This window comes from Pedobacter insulae (genome assembly GCF_900113525.1).
Taxonomy (GTDB): domain Bacteria; phylum Bacteroidota; class Bacteroidia; order Sphingobacteriales; family Sphingobacteriaceae; genus Pedobacter; species Pedobacter insulae.
In genome coordinates this window covers 386,271-408,158 of record NZ_FOPP01000001.1, presented here as the reverse complement: position 1 = coordinate 408,158, position 21,888 = coordinate 386,271, and the positions used below count along the sequence as shown (strand labels likewise).

Annotated in this window: 17 protein-coding genes; 5 read left to right on the top strand and 12 right to left on the bottom strand. The window is 38.6% G+C overall.

Annotated elements, in window-relative coordinates:
- Window positions 1–25 precede the first annotated feature (25 nt).
- From BM207_RS01795 to BM207_RS01755, 9 genes are all read right to left on the bottom strand, one after another.
- Window positions 26–1,912, bottom strand: a complete 1,887-nt coding sequence (locus tag BM207_RS01795; RefSeq protein ID WP_177217033.1) for a cytochrome c oxidase subunit I — start codon at window positions 1,910–1,912, stop codon at window positions 26–28.
- A 15-nt stretch (window positions 1,913–1,927) separates the two neighbouring features.
- The gene (locus tag BM207_RS01790; RefSeq protein WP_090991837.1) at window positions 1,928–3,157 is read right to left on the bottom strand and encodes a cytochrome c oxidase subunit II; all 1,230 of its coding nucleotides are present in this window, start codon (window positions 3,155–3,157) and stop codon (window positions 1,928–1,930) included.
- Between the two features lie 61 nt (window positions 3,158–3,218).
- Window positions 3,219–4,442 (bottom strand): quinol:cytochrome C oxidoreductase, encoded by a 1,224-nt coding sequence (locus tag BM207_RS01785; protein ID WP_090991836.1) that lies wholly within the window; start codon window positions 4,440–4,442, stop codon window positions 3,219–3,221.
- A 15-nt stretch (window positions 4,443–4,457) separates the two neighbouring features.
- Window positions 4,458–5,066 (bottom strand): c-type cytochrome, encoded by a 609-nt coding sequence (locus BM207_RS01780; RefSeq protein ID WP_090991835.1) that lies wholly within the window; start codon window positions 5,064–5,066, stop codon window positions 4,458–4,460.
- A complete protein-coding gene (locus BM207_RS01775; protein WP_090991834.1) occupies window positions 5,038–5,574 on the bottom strand; it encodes a DUF3341 domain-containing protein in 537 nt (178 codons plus the stop codon). Before BM207_RS01775 ends, BM207_RS01780 begins: the two co-directional genes overlap by 29 nt.
- A 2-nt stretch (window positions 5,575–5,576) precedes the next feature.
- On the bottom strand, window positions 5,577–7,049 hold the full coding sequence (nrfD, locus tag BM207_RS01770) for an NrfD/PsrC family molybdoenzyme membrane anchor subunit (RefSeq protein WP_090991833.1): 1,473 nt from the start codon (window positions 7,047–7,049) through the stop codon (window positions 5,577–5,579).
- 11 nt (window positions 7,050–7,060) lie between these two features.
- The gene (locus tag BM207_RS01765; protein WP_090991832.1) at window positions 7,061–10,108 is read right to left on the bottom strand and encodes a TAT-variant-translocated molybdopterin oxidoreductase; all 3,048 of its coding nucleotides are present in this window, start codon (window positions 10,106–10,108) and stop codon (window positions 7,061–7,063) included.
- A 46-nt stretch (window positions 10,109–10,154) separates the two neighbouring features.
- Complete coding sequence (locus BM207_RS01760) at window positions 10,155–11,444, bottom strand: c-type cytochrome (protein ID WP_090991831.1); 1,290 nt, start codon at window positions 11,442–11,444, stop codon at window positions 10,155–10,157.
- A gap of 276 nt (window positions 11,445–11,720) precedes the next feature.
- Window positions 11,721–12,701, bottom strand: coding sequence for a deoxyhypusine synthase family protein (locus BM207_RS01755; protein ID WP_090991830.1), 981 nt, complete (start codon window positions 12,699–12,701; stop codon window positions 11,721–11,723).
- Between the two features lie 338 nt (window positions 12,702–13,039).
- Between BM207_RS01755 and BM207_RS01750 the strand changes: the two genes are divergently transcribed.
- The 4 genes from BM207_RS01750 to BM207_RS01735 are packed head-to-tail and all read left to right on the top strand — an operon-like array spanning window position 13,040 to window position 17,140.
- Complete coding sequence (locus tag BM207_RS01750) at window positions 13,040–13,243, top strand: hypothetical protein (protein WP_090991829.1); 204 nt, start codon at window positions 13,040–13,042, stop codon at window positions 13,241–13,243.
- A gap of 37 nt (window positions 13,244–13,280) precedes the next feature.
- A complete protein-coding gene (locus BM207_RS01745; protein WP_090991828.1) occupies window positions 13,281–14,411 on the top strand; it encodes a BamA/TamA family outer membrane protein in 1,131 nt (376 codons plus the stop codon).
- Window positions 14,412–14,469: 58 nt separating this feature from the next.
- Window positions 14,470–14,958, top strand: a complete 489-nt coding sequence (locus BM207_RS01740) for a DUF5362 family protein (protein ID WP_090991827.1) — start codon at window positions 14,470–14,472, stop codon at window positions 14,956–14,958.
- A gap of 7 nt (window positions 14,959–14,965) precedes the next feature.
- Window positions 14,966–17,140 (top strand): penicillin acylase family protein, encoded by a 2,175-nt coding sequence (locus BM207_RS01735; protein ID WP_090991826.1) that lies wholly within the window; start codon window positions 14,966–14,968, stop codon window positions 17,138–17,140.
- 104 nt (window positions 17,141–17,244) lie between these two features.
- On the opposite strand, the gene BM207_RS01730 is transcribed toward BM207_RS01735, so the two are convergent.
- The 3 genes from BM207_RS01730 to BM207_RS01720 form a co-directional block, all read right to left on the bottom strand.
- Window positions 17,245–19,617, bottom strand: coding sequence for an N-acetylmuramoyl-L-alanine amidase (locus tag BM207_RS01730; RefSeq protein WP_090991825.1), 2,373 nt, complete (start codon window positions 19,615–19,617; stop codon window positions 17,245–17,247).
- Window positions 19,604–19,984 carry a BlaI/MecI/CopY family transcriptional regulator gene (locus BM207_RS01725; protein WP_090991824.1) on the bottom strand — a complete coding sequence of 127 codons (381 nt, stop codon included), beginning with the start codon at window positions 19,982–19,984 and terminating at the stop codon, window positions 19,604–19,606. The genes BM207_RS01730 and BM207_RS01725 overlap by 14 nt, the downstream gene beginning before the upstream one ends.
- A gap of 206 nt (window positions 19,985–20,190) precedes the next feature.
- The gene (locus tag BM207_RS01720) at window positions 20,191–20,973 is read right to left on the bottom strand and encodes an O-methyltransferase (protein WP_090992060.1); all 783 of its coding nucleotides are present in this window, start codon (window positions 20,971–20,973) and stop codon (window positions 20,191–20,193) included.
- 43 nt (window positions 20,974–21,016) lie between these two features.
- On the opposite strand from BM207_RS01720, the gene BM207_RS01715 reads away from it, so the two are divergent.
- Entirely contained in the window at window positions 21,017–21,871 is an 855-nt protein-coding gene (locus BM207_RS01715) for a transglutaminase-like domain-containing protein (RefSeq protein ID WP_090991823.1), read from the top strand.
- The last annotated feature ends 17 nt before the right edge of the window (window positions 21,872–21,888 follow it).

The following is a 21,888-nucleotide window of genomic DNA, read 5'->3' as shown; positions in this document are numbered from 1 at the left end:
TACTATGCTTAAACTTTTAGCTGGTCTATTCTGCTGTTTGAGATGGTTTATTTACCGCATCCCATTGTTTTTGAATCTCTTCAGCTTCCTCATTTCCTTCAAAATCATGCGGCATATTTGAGCTCATCGTTTCAGAGAAAGGAGTAGTTTGTTGAATGAAATCCACATCAGATCCTGGCTTGCTATAATCATATGGCCAACGATAAACAGTCGGGATCTCTCCAGGCCAGTTACCATGGATACGCTCAACCGGAGCAGTCCATTCTAAGGTATTTGCCTCCCAAGGGTTTTGTGTAGATACCTTACCTCTAAAGATTGAATAGAAGAAGTTAAACAAGAATGCAACTTGCGCTAATGCAGCTATAATTGCAGCCCAGGTTACCAAAACGTTAACCGTTAACCATTTTTGCATAAACTCAAACTCGGTGAAGGCATAATAACGACGTGGAACACCGTCTAAACCTAAGAAGTGTAAAGGGAAAAACACCAGGTAAGCACAAATGAAAGTAACCCAGAAGTGCAAATAACCTAATTTCTTATCCATTAAACGTCCAAACATCCTAGGGAACCAGTGGTAAACACCTGCAAGCATTCCAAATATCGCTGCAGATCCCATTACCAAGTGGAAGTGGGCAACAACAAAATAAGTATCATGCAAGTTAATATCTAAAGCAGCATTACCTAACCAGATACCCGTTAAACCTCCAGAGATAAAGAAAGATACCAAGCCAATTGCAAAAAGCATAGCTGGCGTAAATCTAATGTTACCTCTCCATAAAGTCGCTAACCAGTTAAATGTTTTTACTGCAGATGGAACCGCAATAATCAAGGTAGTGATCATAAATACACCACCCAACCAAGGGTTCATACCCGTCACAAACATATGGTGACCCCATACGATGAATGATAATATGGTAATACCGATCAATGAATAAACCATCGCATGGTATCCGAAGATTGGCTTTCTAGAGTTTACAGAGATAATCTCAGAAGAAATACCCATTGCAGGCATAATTACAATATATACCTCTGGGTGACCTAAGAACCAGAACAAGTGTTGCCATAAAATTGGCGATCCACCTTGATTAGGCAAAATCTGTGTCCCTAATACGATATCTGATAAATAAAAACTCGTACCAAAACTACGGTCAAACACCAATAACACAACACCTGCAACTAATACAGGGAATGAAAGGATACCTAAAATAGCTGTTAAGAAGAATGCCCAGATTGTTAATGGCATTTTCCAAAGGTCCATTCCTTTAGTACGCATATTTAAAATGGTAGTTACATAGTTGATACCACCCATTAATGATGATGCCACAAATAATACCATACTAATTAACCATAATGTCATACCCAATTCAGAACCAGGTATCGCTTTCGGCACAGCCGATAAAGGTGGATAAACCGTCCAACCAGCACTTGCCGGACCTGTTTGAATGAAGAATGAACTCATCATAATCACACAGGCCATAAAGAAGAACCAGTAAGAAAGCATGTTTAAGAATGGCGAAGCCATATCTCTTGCACCTACTTGCAATGGTATTAACAAGTTACTGAACGTACCGCTCAAACCTGCTGTTAATACAAAGAATACCATGATGGTACCATGAATGGTTACCAATGATAAATAAAAGTCTGGCTTAATTCTACCACCCTCTGCCCAGTGACCTAAAAAAGATTCTAGGATCGGGAAGGTTTTATCTGGCCAAGCTAATTGAATTCTGAATAAAATAGATAAACCCATTGCGATAACCGCCATAATGATACCAGTTATTAAAAACTGCTTGGCGATCATCTTATGATCCATACTGAATACGTATTTACTTAAAAACGTTTCATGGTGATGACCATGTGCGTGATCATCATGGTTATCGTGGTGTGTATCGTGTACTGATATAGTTGACATAATAAGGGCTCTATATTATTTTTTTAAAGCTATTTGACTTGTAGTATCTTTTGCAGTAGTATCTGCTGCTGCTGGCGCTGCAGTTGGCTCAGCAAGTAATGGCAATTTAAAGGTCTCTCTTAAATCGTTTGTTAAATAAGGTACTTGTTTAGCTACCCATTCTTTATACTCCTGTTCAGAGACAACTCTTACTGCCTTTTGCATGTTATAGTGGTTAGTACCACAAATTTTCGCACAAAGCAATAAATACTTGAAGCTAGGGTCATTCGTTTTTACCTTCATTTCTGCTGTAGTAATGGTAGGCGTAAATTCGAAATAAGAAGTCATACCCGGTACCGTATTCAGCTGCACCCTAAAGTGAGGCATATAAAAACTATGAATTACATCTTTACTTACCAAGCTAAAACGAACCGGTTTATTTACTGGCAATACGATCTCGTCAGCAACCTGATCATCCATGCTATTCTTATCGTTAAAATCGATCCCTAAGGCATTGATAGCTGTAATTAACTTATAATTCTTTCTTCCAACAACACCATCAGCTCCAGGATATCGAACATCCCACTGAAACTGAGAAGAAGTTACTTCAATACTGATTGGCTTATTATTTGGATCTTCAATTTTGTAGAAAATAGATCTCCAGGTTAAGAAACCCATTAACACTAAGAAAGTTAAAACGATAGCTGGAATAACTGTCCAAACTCTCTCTAAAGTATTGTTATGTGGATAGTAATATGCTTTTCTCTCTTTATTGTATCTGTACATGTACGCAAATGCAAATAACACAATGTGAGTAGCTACAAATACAATAGTGGTGATAATCAATGTAATATTTAACATCTCATCGATTTTAACACCGTGCACTGATGCCGCTTCAGGTAAAAGCATATTTCCATGTACGGTATATTCCCAATACACCCCATACAAACCCACTATTAAAAATAGGGCGAACAAAACTGCATTAATCTTATCCCAATTAATTCCTTTGCCTTTACCTTCAGTTTCACGGGTTAATTCGTAAACCTTCAGTGCCTTACCAATAATGGCAACGAACAAGCATAGCAGCAAGAACGCTAACACATAAAACAACGTCGTTTTATAGATCGGAGTCATATCTATTGGTTTTGCTGTGGCTGTAGCGGCAGCCGCTGCTTCTTGTGCAAACGCACTGGTACTTGTAAACGCAGTCATTAATACTGCTGAAGCCGCCATTGTTTTATTACTTATCAATCTTTTTAAACTCATTTTCTTAAAAGTAGTACAATGTACTTTTATATTAATTTATATCTGTTAAAACCCCTATCCGTTATAGATGATGATTTAAACTTTCTTGTAAAAACGGGTGATTCTTAGCGATTAAAGGCTTTTTACTCAATGCTGTTAATACCGCAAATGTGAATAAGCCAATAAATCCTAAAGCAGTACCAACTTCTAAAATTCCGAAACCACTTCCGCTTGCTGTTCCAAGTTCAAATATGCCTGGCATAATCATTTGGTAGTAATCTACCCAGTGACCAACCAATACGATAATTGAAACCGTTAACAGTATATTTTCACTTCTTTTGTTATCTCTATCCATTAACAATAAAAGCGGAGATAAGAAGTTTAAGGCTAAATTCAAGTAAAACCAGAACTCATAACCATTAAAACGTTTGTAGAAATAAACAGTCTCTTCCGACATGTTTGCATAATAGATCAATAAAAACTGAGCAAACCATACGTAAGTCCAGAAGATAGAGAAACCAAAAATGAACTGACCTAAATTGTGCAGGTGGCTATTGTTAACCCAACTCATATAACCACTTTTCTTTAATAGAATAATGATTACTGCAATCGTTGCTAAACTACTTACCCACATGGCGGCAAAGTTATACCATCCAAACATGGTCGAGAACCAGTGAGCCTCTAATGACATGATGGTATCAAATGCGAAGATCGGCGTAGTAAATCCGTAGATTACCAAAAATACACATGAGTATTTGAAACTTTTACGGTAAGAGTTTAATCCCCCTGCCAAATCTTCGTTGTTAGACCATTTAGCCAATAATACTGCGAAAATACTATATACACCTAAGAATATTACCTGACGAGCCATAAAGAAAGGCACATTTAAAAAGGCCGACTTACCGTCAATCAGTTTATCATAATTAGGAGAGTTAGGATCCGTTAAACCTGGTGCATTCCAGTGGTGATATAAATTATGCGTGTATAAGCCTAAACCTATTACAACCAATAAAATAATCACAGCTAAAGGTAACACTTTGGCCATCGCCTGAGGTACACGAAGTATCGAGGCAGACCAGCCTGCCTGTGCAACAAATTGAACAGCTAAAAAGAAAGCGCCCGACATACATACACATGCAAAGTAATATGCCATTAGTAACAGGTTGGCGAATGTGCGCTCATGAGCACCACTCATAAAACCATAAGCTATAGCGGCAACACCTAATACGATGCCCACAATACTTAGGATTTTAGCTTTCCCTGTAAACTCAAATTGTTCAGTTAAATTATAATGATGAGTTCCCATTTATATCTGCTTTTCTTATTTTATTTTTTGTAATTGTTGAACATACATCACTACTTTCCATCTTTCAGAAGGCGTAAGTTGTGAAGCATGAGATCCCATTGCATTGTATCCATACATAATGGTTTGGTAAATCCTTCCGGTAGAAAGCTCACTCATTAAACCACCACGTGATGATTCTTTACCTTCACCATGAAATGCAGGTGCAGTAATTCCTTTTTCCAATAAGGTAATCGGACCATTACCATCTCCTTTTTCACCGTGGCATAACCCACAAAACACCTCGTAGTAATGTTTACCTTCTAACAAGTTTTGCTCAGTTACCGGCAAGGGGTTAACAACAGCAGCCTCAGCAGCTTTTAAACCTTCCGGTGTATTGGCAAACTCATACCTTACAAAACCGATAGGATCCGTATTTGCCGGAGGACTTTGTGCTGTCTGCCCATTAGCAAAATTCTTATTTGGCTGATCCTGATTGTAAGCAATCGGGTCATACATATTCCTTGCATACTCTAAACCTGTACTCTTACTATCTCTACAGGCCGAAAGCATCGCCACAGAAGCAAGCATGGTAAATGCGGCGTAAACTATATTCTTCTTATTCATAGCTAACATACTTCCTTTCATTATACTTTACTTCTAAAGCTCCGGCACCTTTTAATAATTCATCTATTTTAGTGTGCTCAATATTTTGTTTTGCATCAATCGCAATAATAAAGCGATCATTAGTTGCACGTAAATCCATTACTCTTGGTGCTCTTCCCGGAAAAAGATGGGTTGATGCATAATAAGATCCTACCAGGCCAAAAGCACAGAATAAAATCGTTAACTCAAACGTAATTGGAATAAAATCCGGTAAAGCAAAGTGCGTTTTACCACCAATGTTTATTGGCCAATCTACTGCGGTAGCTAAATAAACTCCGGTTAACATGGTAATGGTACCTGTTATTCCGAAAAAGAAAGCGGCTATATCTAACCTAGATCTTTTAACTCCCAACTTTGCTTCGATGCCGTGAATAGGCATGGGCGTATACACATCATGTATCTTGATGTTATTTTCCTGTAACTTTTCGATGCCATGCATCATTTCGTCAGGATCGCCAAAACTGCCTAAAATATATTTGATATTACTCATTGTTATATTTTTGCGTATTCTTCTTGTTTAACACTATCAAACTTATCTAAAGACTCGATGTATTCGTTTACTTGTTCTTTATCTAGGTGACCTTCTTTAATCAATTCTAATTTTGCTTGCTCACTTGCGCTCTTCAATAATAATTTTACCTCAGCAATTGCAATAGATGGCAATACTCTTAAGAACAATAAGAATAAGGTAAAGAATACACCAATTGAGCCTACAAATACACTTACGTCAACCCACGTTGGGTAAAACATCACCCAACTTGATGGTAAGTAATCACGGTGTAACGAAGTAACGATGATTACAAAACGTTCAAACCACATACCGATATTCACTATAATCGATAAGATCCAGGTTGCAGCAATACTGGTACGTATTTTCTTGAACCATAACAGCTGAGGAGAAATTACGTTACAAGTCATCATCATCCAGTATGCCCACCAGTAAGGTCCGGTTGCTCTGTTGATAAATGCATATTGCTCATATTCTACACCTGAATACCATGCAATAAAGAACTCCGTTAAGTAAGCCACACCCACAATTGAACCTGTTAAGATGATAATCTTATTCATCGATTCGATGTGGAACATCGTGATATAGTTCTCTAATCCTAATACTTTACGTGCAACCAATAATAACGTTAATACCATCGCAAAACCCGAGAAAATCGCTCCAGCCACAAAGTATGGAGGGAAAATCGTCGTGTGCCATCCCGGAATAACCGAGGTTGCAAAGTCCATTGATACAATAGTGTGTACCGAAAGTACTAGTGGCGTAGATATACCTGCTAAAATCAACGATACCGCCTCAAAACGCTGCCAAGTCTTCACGTTACCCGTCCAACCAAATGAAAGGATAGAGTAAACTTTCTTACGCATACCAACGGCGCGATCTCTAATCGTAGCAATATCTGGTAATAAACCTGTGTACCAGAATAATAATGATACAGAGAAATAAGTTGAGATGGCAAACATATCCCATACCAATGGCGAGTTAAAGTTCACCCAAAGTGACCCAAACTGGTTTGGTAATGGTAATACCCAATAAGCTAACCATGGGCGACCCATGTGTGATACAACATATGTTGCGGCGCAGATAACGGCAAAAATTGTCATCGCCTCTGCCGAACGGTTAATTGAGTTACGCCAGTTCTGACGGAAGAGTAGCAATACTGCAGAAATAAGCGTTCCTGCGTGACCAATACCTACCCACCATACGAAACCGGTGATATCCCAAGCCCATCCAACTGTTTTATTTAAACCCCATGCTCCGATACCGAACCAAAAGGTATAACTTACAGCAACTACCCAAAGTGTAGCCCCACAAAGTGAGATAATAAACCCAATCCACCAAGCTTTGTTAGGCTTGTTCTCTACCGGTAGTAAAATATCATCCGTAATCTTTGCATACGTAATGTCTTTACCGGTAATTAATGGTTCTCTTAAAATTGATTCGTTATGTCCTGACATAATATTTATTCCTATGCGTGGTGTGCTTCTTTAGTTTCTGAATCTATATTTCTAACTTTTGTCATATAACCAATACCTGGTTGTACGTTGATCTCCTCTAAAACATAATAGATACGTTCGCTACGTAATGCTTTGGCAACTTCCGAATTCGGATCGTTTTTGTCGCCGAAAATTATTGCATTTGCTGAACAAGCCTGCTGACAAGCCATTTTGATATCTCCATCTTTTAGTGCACGTTTCTCCATCTTGGCAGTTAATTTACCAGCCTGGATACGTTGAATACACATCGAGCATTTCTCCATTACCCCACGAGAACGTGTAGTAACATCTGGATTTAATACTAATTGGGTAAACTCATTGTTCAGATAGTTATCAAAACGTGAATCATTCCAATAGTTGAACCAGTTAAAACGACGTACTTTATATGGACAGTTATTTGCACAATACCTTGTACCAACACAACGGTTATAAGCCATGTGGTTTAAGCCGTCAGATGAGTGAACTGTTGCTAATACCGGACAAACTGTTTCGCATGGTGCGTGATCACAGTGTTGGCAAAGCATAGGCTGATGCACTACAGAAACTTGATCAAGATCCTCCATGTGAGCAATCTCTTTCTCCTTAGTTACTTCATGTCCTGCCTTCTCATCATTAAAGCTATAATAACGATCAATACGTAACCAGTGCATTTCTCTACGTTTACGTACTTCGTCCTTACCTACAACAGGGATATTGTTTTCTACGTTACAAGCAACGATACAAGATCCACAACCAGTACAAGCATTCAAATCGATTGCCATTACCCAGTCGTTACCTAATTTCTCATGCTTATCAGTCGTCCACAAATCATAAACCTTATGCTTATGGTGGTTACCCGAACCTGCTGCCGGATCTTTTAAGAAATCTTTTAAAGAAGTTTCTCTGATAATATTTCTACCTTCAAAAGAGTGGTGAGTTTGCGTTTGCGCTAATTCTTCTCTTCCGCCTGCAGCCGATAACTTGGCTGTTGTAGCATATTTTAAAGTACCGTTGTTAAAAGTAACAAACGGGAAAGCGTTTTTACCAACGTTATCTCCTGCTTTACCCACTTTAACGCGACCATAACCCAAAGCTACAGAAGCTGTACCCATGGCCTGCCCAGGTTGAATTAATAAAGGAAGATCTACTGCATAACCATTTTCACCTTTTACAGTAATAAGGTCAAATTCTTTATAACCTAATTTCTCGGCTTGTTTCGGCGCAAGGGCGATATAGTTATCCCAAGTTACTTTTGAAACCGGATCAGGAAGCTCTTGTAAAAATGCATTGTTCGCATGCTTACCATCACGCATTGGAATGCTTTCGTAAACATGTAATTCGATATCTTTTTGTAAAGCTTTGCTACTTGCTGAAATCGAAGCCACAACTGCTTCTAATGACATACCGAAGCTATATGCTCCCGCAGCTTTAGCAGTCGACGATACAACTCCCAATTGCAATAATTCATTCCAGGTTTTACCAACCGATGGAAGAATGGTTTTTTCCCAGTTATTGCGAACATATTGATAATAATCCTGAACCGCAGCGTCAGACCAGATCAATAAACTTTGCTCTGCCTGGCGGGAATTAAATACAGGATTAATGGTAGGTTGTACTACAGAGTAATATCCCTCGTAAGTGTTTGCATCACCCCACGACTCTAAATAGTTAGGGGTAATCGCAACCGCGTCACAAAGATCAGCAGTCTCATCCGCTCTATCAGCAAATGATACTTTTAAAGCTACTTTTGTTAAAGCATCCGTAAATGCTTTTGCGTTTGTAGCATCATAAGCAGGATTGCTATTCAAGAAGAATACCGCAGCAACTTCGCCCCTATTCATCTCATTGATCAATTCAGCAAATTCAGCGTCATTACCTTCGTAACGTTTACAAGGATTATCTAAATCAATAGTAGTACCGTAGCTACCAATAGCAGCATTAATCGCATTCACTAAAATTTGTGTAGATACATCGTTTGAACCCGAAACTACCAATGCTTTTCCTTTGTTTTGCAGTAACTCAGCTCCTACTAATTTAAGTGCTTTCGTTGCATAGGCATTATTCGGTAAAGCAGCACCTGCTAAATTATTACCTGTAATGGCATTATATAAAGCAATTAATGCTGGTCCTTCTTCAGATAACTTAATAGGCACACGCGTATCAGCATTTGTACCCGTTAAACTCATTCCCGTTTCGAATTGAAAATGACGAGACATTTTCTTTTTCTCTAAGGATTTATGATTTCTGTTAGAAACATATTGAGCAGTAAACTCCTCGCCGCTGATCCAAGTTCCTAAGAAATCGGCCGCAAAACTTACAATTAAATCTGCTTTATCAAAGTTATATTTTGGCAATACTGCTTTACCAAAGCTATTTTCATTTGCTTTGATGATACCTGTATAAGATACCGCATCGTATTGTACATGTTTAGTAGTAGGGTATTTTGAAGCAAAATCTGCAACAACAGCTTTTGCCGATGGACTGTTTAAGCTAGAAGAAACAATGCGGATCTTTTTACCAGATGCTTGGGCTTTGTTTAATTCTCCCTTTACAAAAGCATCCATCTCACTCCAAGTTGTTTCTTTCTTTTTAAGCACTGGTGCTTTTAATTTAGAAACATCATATAAATCAAGTACCGAAGCCTGTGCTTGTGCATCAGTACCTGTGCTAAACATGCCACCGTTAGGGTTAACCTCTATTTTAATTGGGCGTCCAACTACCGTTTTTACCAATACAGGGCTTCCTTTAAAGGTTGAAACATAATAATTCGGAATACCTGGCACCACCTCTTCCGGGCGGATCAAATAAGGAATTGACTTGTGTACTGGTGCTTTCTGACAAGCTGCTAAAGTAACGGCACCCAAACCAAAGCCTAAGGCTTTTAAAAAGTCGCGGCGTGGGGTAACGGTACTTAAACCTGCTTCACTTAAAACATCTTCTATTGGAAGGGGCTCTGCAAATTCGTTTTTGTTGTTTTCAACAAAATCGGGAGTGTTTTTATACTCCTCTAAGCCTTTCCAGTATTTTTTATTGCTTTCCATTTAAGCTATATTACTGTTTATCGAACGTTTTACTAAAATCTATTTATTAATAATGGCATTTACCACACTCTAAACCACCCAATAATGCAGGGGTAATTTTTTCTCCTTTTTTAATCTTCTCGTGTGCTTTAATCACATTCGTATAGAAAGCATCATCTTTCTTATCAGAGATATCGGCATCTTTATGGCAGTTTATACACCATTTCATCGTTAATGGAGAATGCTGTTCTAACTCTTCCATTGTATTCACCGGACCGTGACAAGCAAAACATACAGGATCTGTTGGTTTTAAACCTTTTTCTTTACGGATAGCCGCTTCACCAACTACAACGTGTTGCGAGTGATTGAAATAAGCAAAATCAGGCAGGTTGTGTACACGTACCCACTCGATAGGCTTCTCTTTAGTCTTATCGTAAGTCTGCGTAGCCGGATCGTAACCGATGGCATTGTATATTTTCTGAATTTCTGGCGAAACTGAACCATCTTCCTGTACAGCCTGCACGTTTTTATGGCAGTTCATACATACATTTAAAGAAGGAATAGTTGCATTTTTCGATTTAAACGGACCAGTATGGCAATACTGACAGTCGATCTGGTTAATACCTGCATGCAGTTCGTGCGAGAATTTAATTGGCTGTGTTGGTTTGTAACCTGTGTGAACACCTGTTTCCCACATACCCATCCAACCAAATGAACCTAATACTACCACTAAACAAAGTACAGTGAAAAATACGAATTTCTTGTTTTTGAATAATCTACCAACACCTACAGTAAGTGATACAGACTCCTCTTCCACAATTTCAATCCCTTGTTTTTGTAGAATTAAGCGCTCTAACATTTTCACTGCACGTCCTAAAACTATCAATACAATGATCGATAAAATAATAATCGCAATGATACCAACGATTGATAAGGCAGAAGCACCTTCATCAACTGCAGCTTCACCAGCAGCAACTTCCTTTTTAGGCTCCCCTACTTTAGCGTAAGCAATAATGCTCTTAATCTGATCGTCAGTTAAGGTTGGGAAAGCCTTCATTTCCGTTGGCGAAAACTTAGACGCTTCAATAGCTTGTTTATTACCCGATGCAGTTAAAGCCAAGTTGTTTTTAATCCATGGAATTAAATACGCCTCGTCCAATTCGTTCATCTTTGGCGTTAATGCCGGACCAGTGCTATTGGTTGCAAGATTGTGACAAGAAGCACATTTATCTTTAAATAAAGTCTTACCCTCTACTAAATCTTGTGCTTGTGCTCCTGATAGAATTAAAAAAGAGAAAGCAGCAAATACAAATGCCGACTTCCAAACTTTCTTAAAATTTAATGAGATATTCCTCATAATGAGTGTTTTATGCTATATTTTGAAATAAAATTTAAAGCTAACTGAAGTACCGGCCTCCACCGCTCAGAAAGATTTGAACAAAAGTAGAATTTATTAAGATACCAATGACATATTAATGACAGAGAAATACAATTTATAATCATTCTAAATTGTTGGTTTTCCTTGCTTTTTACCTAAGAAATCGACGGTTTTTATAAAAAAGTTGTCGCCGAACCAAGTTGCTTATCAAAAAAAATTTTGAGCTTCCAAATAAATGAATATTGTGAATGCCTACTACATTTTCAATATCCAGGCAAAAATCAGTGGCGCAACAATTGTCGCATCCGACTCTACGATGAACTTTGGTGTATGAATATCTAATTTACCCCAAGTAATCTTCTCATTCGGCACGGCACCAGAATACGAACCATAAGAGGTGGTCGAATCAGAAATCTGACAGAAATAGCTCCAGAAAGGAATATTTTCCATTTCCATATCTTGATAAAGCATCGGTACTACGCAAATCGGGAAATCGCCCGCAATACCACCGCCTATTTGGAAAAAACCTATGCCTTTACCAGCTGAATTTGCAATATACCAGTCGGCCAACCAGCCCATATACTCAATTCCACTTTTCATAGTAGTTGCATTTAACTCCTTTTTCATTACATAAGAAGCAAAAATATTACCCATAGTAGAGTCTTCCCATCCTGGAACCACAATTGGTAAGTTCTTTTCAGCTGCCGCTAACATCCATGAATTCTTTGGATCGATCTCATAGTATTGTTCCAAATCGCCACTTAGCAACATCTTATACATAAACTCATGCGGAAAATAACGTTCGCCAGCATCATCCGCATCTTTCCAGATCTTGTGGATATGTTTTTGTAAGCGACGAAAAGCCTCTTCTTCCGGAATACAAGTATCTGTAACGCGGTTATAGTGATTTTCTAGCAAATCCCACTCGTCCTGCGGACTCAAATCCCGGTAATTCGGCACCCTTTTATAATGTGAGTGCGCTACCAGATTCATAATATCTTCTTCAAGGTTGGCTCCGGTACATGAAATAATGGCTACTTTATCTTGTCTAATCATTTCTGCTAAAGAAATGCCAAGTTCTGCTGTACTCATCGCTCCAGCAAGTGTAATCATCATTTTACCGCCCTCATCTAAATGGGTTTCATAACCTTTCGCAGCATCCATCATGGCAGCAGCATTAAAATGAAGATAATTAGTCTCCATAAATTTCGATATCGGTCCTCTATTCGTGCTCATCATTATATTTTTTTGTTCGGGTGCAAAAGTAACGATTACCTCTTAAAACTTAAAATCATCGATTCAATGCATTCAGCGTGGTATCACAATTTGTGATACCACGTTGAATGCCTCATTAAGCAAGAATTCAAATATCAAAATTATTTAAGTTGATATTAATTCAACCTAAATAACTTGGCTGCTAAAGCTATTTAATAATAAATTGTGTGCGTAACCAAAACGATATATGAAAATCCCAAATTTAGTAGATCAATTATATCTTCCTGATGAAATCATCATGAACCAGATTTATATAATAAGAGAAGGTTAATATTCAAATCATTAGGATTTTTGTGAAAATGCGTCATTTGTTAACTGATCAATTATCAATCCGATTGGAAATAGCCCAGATTAGGGATAAGCTTCAACTCCACGACAAAAAACATGTTTCACAAAACAAAAACATAGACATCATCTTTCAATACCTTGATGAATTGCAAAATAAATCACTTGCCATAGCTAACCAATCGAAAAAAATTGGTTTTAAGCCAGATTGGGAATAAAGTTAAATTCTAACGCTTTTTCCCTTACTTTGTATCAATGAGAAAACTGCCCCTGCTAATTATATTTTTCCTAGTCAGCAACCCCGTTTCTGCCCAGAAAAAGTTGATCCAAAAATTGCTATCAAACGAAAAGGATACCACCCGTAAAGCTAGTTTTATGCCAATCCCGGCATTAGGCTATTCGCAAGAAATTGGCTTTGAATTTGGCTTAGGCTCACTCTACTCCTTTTATGTAGATCGAAAAGACACCCTCAACCGTAGTTCAAACTTCTCTGGAACAGCCACTTATTCCACAAAAAAAACATATAACCTAGCCTTAAAAGGCGACGCTTGGACCAGAAAAAACCGCTATCACCTAATTGGGGAAATAAGATTTAAAAAAATTCCTTTCAACTTTTACGGCATAGGAAATAATACTGCGCAAATCAATGAAGACCGTTTGATTCAACAGCTGGTTAAAATTGCATTCGATGCTGAAAAAACCTTTATCAAATCAGCCTATACAGGTATATCATTAGGTTTCGAAAGTTATCAATTTAAGGACAAAATCGCTGGTGGTCTCTACCAAACTTCGCCTTCGTTAAATGATCGAGACGGCGGTAATGTATTTTATCTGGGCATTTCTCAAAGCTATGATACCCGAAACTCCAACAATTATCCTACGAAAGGTTTCTTTGGCAGACTAACCTATCAATATGCTCCAAGCTTTTTTGGCGGAAACAACTTTAGCGGAAGCCTTATCAAAGCAAATATCCGGAATTTCTGGCCTGTTGCCCCTCAATTAGTCTTTGGTGTACAAGCGATATACTATACCATACAAGGCCAAAATACCCCATTTTATTTGCTGCCCCAACTCGGTAACGACGAAATAATGCGCGGTTATTATACCGGCCGCTATCGTGACGAGAATTTAATAGCCTCACAAGCCGAACTCCGCTATCGTTTTAGCAATCGTTTTGGCCTGGTGGCTTTTGGTGGTACCGGAAAAGTATTTTCAAACGGCAACTTCACTTTAAACGCATTAAAACCTAATTACGGCATCGGCGGACGGTACTTTTTCGACCCTGCAAAAGGATTAAGCATACGCTTAGATTACGGTATCGGAGAAAAGAATGCAAACGAAGACCGCCAGAAGGGATTTTATATTAGCCTAGCCGAAGCATTTTAACTTCCACAACAATATATTTCCATTTTATTTACACATATTTGTTTAAACTAAATACTGTATGGAAAATATTGAAATTAACGAACCTACCCAAGCCCCTGAAGCTTTCGAAAACATTGCATTAAATGAACAGGCACAATACTACCTATTTACCGCTGCCAAATGGGCAAAGTTTTTAGGCATTATGGGATTTATCTTTTGCGGATTGTTTATAATTGTTTCCTTGGCAATGGGAGCTATCCTTTCAGGAATGACCCAAATGGACCCCTACAACAACCCCGGCACACATATGGTTGCAGGCATGAGGGGTTTTATTATCGCATTTTATGTTTTAATTGATATATTTTATTTCTTTTCTTCGCTGTACATTTTTCAGTTTGGCAGTAAAATCAGCTCAGCCATCGTACTCAGAGATAATATTGGTATTACCAATGCTTTAGAAAAGTTAAAATCATTGTTTAAGCTCTGGGGTATTAGCACAATTGTATTTATTGGAGTATATATTTTAATAATCATCGGTGCAGTAATATTTGCAACGATGAGAAATTAAGCACGCTATGAAATCATTCCTGTTATTCCTTTTCCTCCCGCTCTCCCTATTTGCACAAAACTTTAGCGCAACAGAAATAGCTTCCTATCAAAAGCAAGCTAAACAGGTCACCATTATCCGCGATAATTGGGGCATCCCCCATGTGTATGGTAAAACAGATGCCGACGCTGTGTTCGGTTTATTATATGCGCAATGCGAAGATGATTTCAAACGCATAGAACTTAACTATATCGAAAAACTAGGGCGATTATCAGAGATAAACGGCGAGAAAGATATCTTCAACGACCTTCAAATCCGATTATTAATCGACAGCACCGCGGCCATTGCCGACTATCAGAAAGCACAACCTTGGTTAAAAAGTTTATTAAATGCACAAGCTGCAGCCATTAATTTCTATCTCCACACGCATCCAGCAGTTAAACCAGCTTTGCTTAAACGCTTTAAACCTTGGTATCCGCTATTGTGGACCGACGGAAGCATCGGCGCCATCAATACAGCAAACCTCACCATCGGCGAATTAAAGAAGTTTTATAGCGGCGATTATACTCCCACGGCCTATCGAAAGGTTATTAAAGATCAACAGAGCGGTTCCAATGGTTTTGCATTCGCCCCCTCCATTACCGAATCGGGCAACGCAATTTTATACATCAACCCACACACAACTTTCTATTTCAGGCCCGAAGTACAAATGCAAAGCGAGCAGGGCCTAAATGCCTACGGCGCCGTTACCTGGGGACAATTCTTCATTTACCAGGGCTTTAATGAGTTTTGCGGCTGGATGCACACCTCCAATAACGTCGACATTGCCGATATGTATGCTGAGAAAGTGAGTAAAACTGCAAAAGGCCTCTTCTATGAGTATGATAAGAAACTCCTCCCTGTCGGACAAAAAAAGGTCAGCATCAAATACCTCGACGGCAAAAGCATTAAAACCAAGCAATTCAACACCTATTTCACCAAAAACGGTCCCATTATGGCTATTCGAGATGGAAAATGGATCAGCTTAAAATCAAAGAACAGAAACACGGCAAGTTTGATCCAAAGTTGGGTAAGAACAAAAGCCAAAAGCTTTGAAGACTACCAAAAAGCGATGGACTTAAAAGCCAATGCCTCTAACAACACTGTGTATGCCGATGCAAAAGGAAATATCGCCTACTGGCACGGCAACTTCATTCCAATCAGAGATCCAAAATTTAACTGGGGCAACGTGGTTGATGGCAGCACTTCTGCAACAGCCTGGAAAGGATTGCACCCTGTTAAAGAAAGTGTCCATATCTATAACCCGGTAAACGGATGGTTGCAGAACTGTAATTCTACCCCTTTTTCAGTAGCAGGAGCAAACAGCCCCAAAAAAGAAAATTATCCTCCCTACATGGCTCCAGACGGAGAAAATTTTAGGGGTGTAAATGCGGTGAGGTTATTAAATCAGCCAACCAAATACAACATCGACAAGGTAATTGCTACTGGTTACGATACTTATCTGTCTGCTTTTGCAGTGCTAGTGCCCGCTTTGGTAAATGCCTATGAACAATTGCCACAGAGCGATCCCTTGTTAACCGAACTAAAAGAGCCTCTCGCAGTGCTCAAGGCATGGGATTATCGTTGTAATGAAAATTCTATCGCGTCAACCCTGGCGTTCGATTGGGCACAATTATTAATTCCAAATATACAACGCGTTTATATCGATCAGGGCGAAAAAGATCAAGTTCAAAATACCATCGAGTTTGCGGCGAAGGCCAGGCCCAACGAGTTATTAGATCCTTTAAAGGCTGTAGTCACAAATTTAACCAAGCGTTACGGAAAATGGGATATGCCATGGGGCGAAGTAAATCGCTTCCAACGATTAACTGGTGCCATAAACGAAAAGTATGATGATGCATTGCCAAGCATACCCGTTGGCTTTGGATCAGCAATGTGGGGCCAACTGCCCTCTTATAGAAGTGGCTTTTTCAAAACCAATAAACGTTACGGAACCAGTGGAAATAGTTTTGTTTGCGTAGTTGAATTTGGAAGCAAGATAAAGGCGAAATCTATTTTAGCTGGAGGCAATAGTGGCGACCCAACATCGAAACATTTTAACGATCAAGCATTAATGTATAGCAAAGGGCAATTTAAGGAGGTGTTGTTTTACAAGGAAGATGTCCTTAAAAATGCAGAAAGAACCTATCAGCCGGGTTTATAAAAATTTTCGACTTTTTTCGACTTCGCAAGTCGGGGTTGAATCGTCCGACTTCGTAAGTCGACCATTTTGAGCCGACTTACGAAGTCGGAGGGCTGATATCTCCGTTAATTTGAATATTTTGTCTCCTTCGTTAAGAGATCAAATTCCATTTTCTCATATTTAATTTCAGGTCCATTTCCTTTCTTTAAAGAACCAAGATGTGCTGTTAAAACATTAGAGCCTGCGTTAACTGAAACAATTCTACCCTTAATCGTGTAATTATCAATCGCTAATTTAATATTCCCGCTTAAAATAATTCCACTGCCCATAACCCGATTTATAGTAACAGAGTCAGAAGCTTCATATTTTAGTTTAGAAATCAGCTCAAAAGCAGCTGAATTATCTTTAGTCATATAATTTGCAGAAAATCCCCCCGTTCTCGTGTTAAATTTCATGAGAGCCGCTGATGTTAACTTACCATTTGCTTTCTTAAACCGGGCATTTTTAGCCGTCACAAGCCCCCCTTCCGTATCTATTTCAATTTCCTCAGCCTTTAATTCCCCGTCGAAGATACTCATTACACCATCTTTAACATACGTGAGTTTTGTATGCTGATCAACTGTTAAAGTAGACGAAGAATGGAGCATTGGTTTCGGGGAAGTTGACGATATCTTGTCGACATTCTTGATTTCTTTTGGTTGGATAACCGGGTATTCCGAATCTATCCATGCCGCTGTTTCACTTGCCTTTACCGAAATTGGATCTCCAACAGCTAAATTAAAGTGCTTAAGTTGCTCTTTGGTTAAATACACACGATACCGTTCCCCATCCACATTTAAAATAAAACCATCAAGTATATTTCTTACTGAAAAGTAATGAAGAGATTCTATTTTACCAGTTAATGTTTTTTGTCTGATTTTAGCTGCTTTGGCGAGGTTCAGTTTATATTTATCGGAGCGTTTCCACGCTGCATAGTCTGCCGAAATTCTGTCTACTTCCTTTTGCATAGCCTTAATTTCTTCGTCACTCTTGCTATTTTTCCGATAGTTTAAAACTCCCTCAATAATAGCTTTTGCTAATTCATTTTGCTTCTGTTCATTGGTGATAAATTGAAAATCATTCTTATTAGTTAAATAACCCAGTTCAAGCGTCACACCTGGCATTTTTGAATTCTCTAATACGTACAATTTCTTTTGTTTTGGCTTATTGGATATGGCGATTCCGTTAATACTTTTTAGGTTCTTGTACAAATGAAAGGTCATGCTCATCGCCCTGATATCTTTCAACCGATCTGATGAAGGGGAAACAAACATCTCAACTCCATTTGCCGTGTTACCATTAATAGCGGAATTTACATGTAGAGAAATTAGAAAGCTTCCATCCAGGCTAGCGCGATCCTTCAAACTCATATAAGAATCATTTGCCCGGGTAATCATTACTTTTATCCCTTTTTCTTCCGCCAATACTTTTAACTTTTTACTCATTAAAAGAGCAATTTCCTTCTCAGAAACGCCATCAACAACAGCCCCCTTATCCTTGCCCCCATGACCGGCATCAATTACCAAGGTAAAATCTTTATCCTGACTTCCTTTAGGAAATACGTTTACAACATCAACTGTAAAGCCCCAAATTAGGATCAGTCCAATCGGCAACGCTAACAAATAAGCTAACTTTTTCATATTCTTTGATTTTGAGTTAAATAACATCTTAATTCTTTGTTTAATAGGGCTTTTCACGAAATTGTGGATTAATGGGTTAGCGCTTTTAGCTACCGCCAGATTTAATAACAGCGTAGCATATGTCTCCGTGCCAATTTGCTGCGAGGTAGCCTCATCTGCCTCATATTCATGCGCTTGCTCCAAAGCTTTGTCGTACAAGTACATAATCGGATTAAACCAGAGCACAGCTTTTACTACCATTAGCAGCAGTTTATCTACCGAATGGTACTGCCTTGCGTGCACCTCTTCATGGGCTAGTAAAACTACAAGCTCCCCTTTGGTTAAACTCTTTTCATCAACAAAAACATAATTAAAGAAAGAGCAATTGGTAAAACCGCTCTGTTTGGTCACCACTTTCAGTCCGTTAATTTCTTTAACCACAGAACCAGTATGTTTCAGCAGCTGATAAACCCTCCAACCAGTTAAGAGTAAAAGGCCGGCAACAATACCACCATACAGGTAAGGTAATAGCGCATACCAATCAACCTCACTTTGTGCGTATGGTGCTGAGCCAGTGCTCACTACTATCGGGGTTTCTAAGGCGACCTTGCTCAAATCCATGCCTGGGGCGACTAAAGCACCCTCTATTGGTGTGCTTGAGGCTACTTCCCTTTCTATCGTAAACTGCAGCGAAGGAATAACAAAGCTGAGTAATAGGCTAAACAGTAGATAAAATCGGTTAATCTTAAAAAAAGTAAAGTTTCTCAATACCAGTAAATAAAAGGAGAAGAACAGCATCGAACATGCACTTACTTTGAGGAGGTAGCTAAATAGTTCCATCTTGTTTTTTGTTTTTATTGATTAAAGCAGTTAACTCGGCAATATCTTCTGCACTTAATTTTTCTTCCTTCACCATAAACGATAGCAAACTAGCTGGAGAATTATCGAAGTAACCAGAAAATAGTTTCGTGAAAGTTGTTTTCGTGTACTCCTCCTTCGTTATCGCCGGAAAATACTCGTAGGTTTTACCATAAGCTTTATAAGAAACATAGCCTTTCTTTTCTAAAAGCCTCACTATAGAGGAGATGGTATTGTATGGCGGTTTAGGTTCTTCGTCCAATTCGTCAATAATGTCTTTGACAAATGCAGTTTGCAATTTCCATAGGACTTGCATGATACGTTCTTCTGCTTTAGTTAATTCTTCCATAACCTAAATCTATAACTTATTTTTCAGTTATACAACTATAAAATCAGTTATAACTGTAATTAATTGATTATTAATGGAATAAACTTCACATCCCAGTGAGCACAACCTTTTTGACAAATTTCCGACTTCGTAAGTCGGGGTTGAATCGTCCGACTTCGTAAGTCGACGTTTTTGAGCCGACTTACGAAGTCGGTTTAGAAGTTGGTTTAGAATTTAATCTTGAAATGTTCCTTAACCTGGTCTTTTTTAAAATAAACCAGACCGATCCAAAATAAATCAACAGTTACAGAAACTTGTGAATGCGCCTTAATCTCTTCCCAGGCCTCTTTCATTCCCTCACTCCAATAAATATCATCAAATATCAGCAGTGTCCCTTCATGGACTTTAGGCAGGCAAAGCATAAAATAGTTCAATGTTGCCTCTTTTGTATGGTTGCCATCTATGTACACCAAATCTAATAACTCGGTATTTTCAACCTCTTTCGGAAACCGTTCATTAAAATTCCCAACCTGCAGTTCAATATTCTTTAACTCAAGCGCAACAAAATTTTGGTAAGCAACATTCGCCGTTTCCGGGCAGCCCTCTATAGTCACAATTGTTGCCTTCGGCTTAGCCTTCGCCAGGTAAGCTGTGGTAATCCCCAGGCAAGTACCTAACTCGATGAGCTTCTCTGCAGCATGATTTTCTGCCAATCGATAAATTAGCTGTGCTAAGCGGGGAGTTTTCAAGGCATTCTTCGCCAATTCCCTAACTTTTTTTTGTTTGTTCTTATTCAGCTGTGAGCCTGCCCCTAAATCGGTAATCGACAGTAAGGTATCGTCATTTAAAAGTTTTTTTCGTTGTAGTTCAATGTTTTGATATACTTTTTTTGCAGAAAAATCGTAAATTACCTCATCAACCAACTTATAAACAAATGGCGAATGCGTTCCATGTCTGCTCTTGGCAGTAAGGCGATGCTTCAAATAATCGGCTACAAATTGAAATAACATAGCCGTAAAAATAGGTAAACAGAAAATTCTAATTTGCATTTTAATGGAAAATCTTGCAGAAATTGATGCCTTGGTAAAATTATTAGACGATCCCGATGAGGAGGTCTACCAACATGTTCAAGAGCGCTTATTAAATTATGGGGTTGAAGTTATTTCCCACTTGGAGCATGCCTGGGAGCAGTCGCTAAACACTGTTCTTCAAGAGCGGATAGAAAATCTGGTCCACACCATCCAGTTTACAACGGTAAAGGAAGACCTCAATTTATGGTATCAAAGTGGTGCGTTCGACCTTTTACAGGGCGCCTTGATCATCAATCGTTATCAATATCCGGATTTAAACGAGCAGCATATTATCAATCAGATCGAAGAAATCAAGCGTGAGATCTGGTTCAATCTGCAATATGAGATGAGCTCTATCGAAAAGATCAAGCTCATTAACCATGTTTTTTACCACCAATATGGCTTTAGCGGCAATACCAAGAACCATCATGATCCTCAAAATTCCTATTTAAATCAGGTTTTAGAAAGTAAAAAAGGCAACCAGATTTCGTTGGCCATCATCTATGCTACCCTGGCCCAGAAATTAGATATTCCGGTATACGGCGTTAATTTGCCGCAGCATTTTATTTTAGGCTATATTGATGAAAGCAATGAGGAAAAGGATCACGGCGTATTATTCTATATTAATGCTTTTAACAAAGGCGCCATCTTCGGTAAACACGATGTTGATCAGTTTTTAAGACAATTAAATTTGGAACCTCAACCAGGATTTTACGCTCCCTGCAGCAATGCCGAAATTATAAGACGCATTATTAGAAATTTAATTTCTGCCTATGAAAACTTAGGCTCAACAGATAAAGTCAATGAACTAAAAGCGCTCCAGGAGATTTTGGTATAATAATTTTCGTTACCTTG

Coding starts and splice junctions, on each gene's coding strand:
- BM207_RS01790 (WP_090991837.1), bottom strand. CDS start 3,157: ATGAGTTTAAAAAGATTGATAAGTAATAAAACAATGGCGGCTTCAGCA.
- BM207_RS01720 (WP_090992060.1), bottom strand. CDS start 20,973: ATGTTATTTCAATTTGTAGCCGATTATTTGAAGCATCGCCTTACTGCC.
- BM207_RS01740 (WP_090991827.1), top strand. CDS start 14,470: ATGGAAAATATTGAAATTAACGAACCTACCCAAGCCCCTGAAGCTTTC.
- BM207_RS01755 (WP_090991830.1), bottom strand. CDS start 12,701: ATGAGCACGAATAGAGGACCGATATCGAAATTTATGGAGACTAATTAT.
- BM207_RS01775 (WP_090991834.1), bottom strand. CDS start 5,574: ATGAGTAATATCAAATATATTTTAGGCAGTTTTGGCGATCCTGACGAA.
- BM207_RS01735 (WP_090991826.1), top strand. CDS start 14,966: ATGAAATCATTCCTGTTATTCCTTTTCCTCCCGCTCTCCCTATTTGCA.
- BM207_RS01785 (WP_090991836.1), bottom strand. CDS start 4,442: ATGGGAACTCATCATTATAATTTAACTGAACAATTTGAGTTTACAGGG.
- BM207_RS01730 (WP_090991825.1), bottom strand. CDS start 19,617: ATGGAACTATTTAGCTACCTCCTCAAAGTAAGTGCATGTTCGATGCTG.
- BM207_RS01715 (WP_090991823.1), top strand. CDS start 21,017: ATGGAAAATCTTGCAGAAATTGATGCCTTGGTAAAATTATTAGACGAT.
- BM207_RS01765 (WP_090991832.1), bottom strand. CDS start 10,108: ATGGAAAGCAATAAAAAATACTGGAAAGGCTTAGAGGAGTATAAAAAC.
- BM207_RS01750 (WP_090991829.1), top strand. CDS start 13,040: ATGCGTCATTTGTTAACTGATCAATTATCAATCCGATTGGAAATAGCC.
- nrfD (WP_090991833.1), bottom strand. CDS start 7,049: ATGTCAGGACATAACGAATCAATTTTAAGAGAACCATTAATTACCGGT.
- BM207_RS01795 (WP_177217033.1), bottom strand. CDS start 1,912: ATGTCAACTATATCAGTACACGATACACACCACGATAACCATGATGAT.
- BM207_RS01780 (WP_090991835.1), bottom strand. CDS start 5,066: ATGAAAGGAAGTATGTTAGCTATGAATAAGAAGAATATAGTTTACGCC.
- BM207_RS01760 (WP_090991831.1), bottom strand. CDS start 11,444: ATGAGGAATATCTCATTAAATTTTAAGAAAGTTTGGAAGTCGGCATTT.
- BM207_RS01725 (WP_090991824.1), bottom strand. CDS start 19,984: ATGGAAGAATTAACTAAAGCAGAAGAACGTATCATGCAAGTCCTATGG.
- BM207_RS01745 (WP_090991828.1), top strand. CDS start 13,281: ATGAGAAAACTGCCCCTGCTAATTATATTTTTCCTAGTCAGCAACCCC.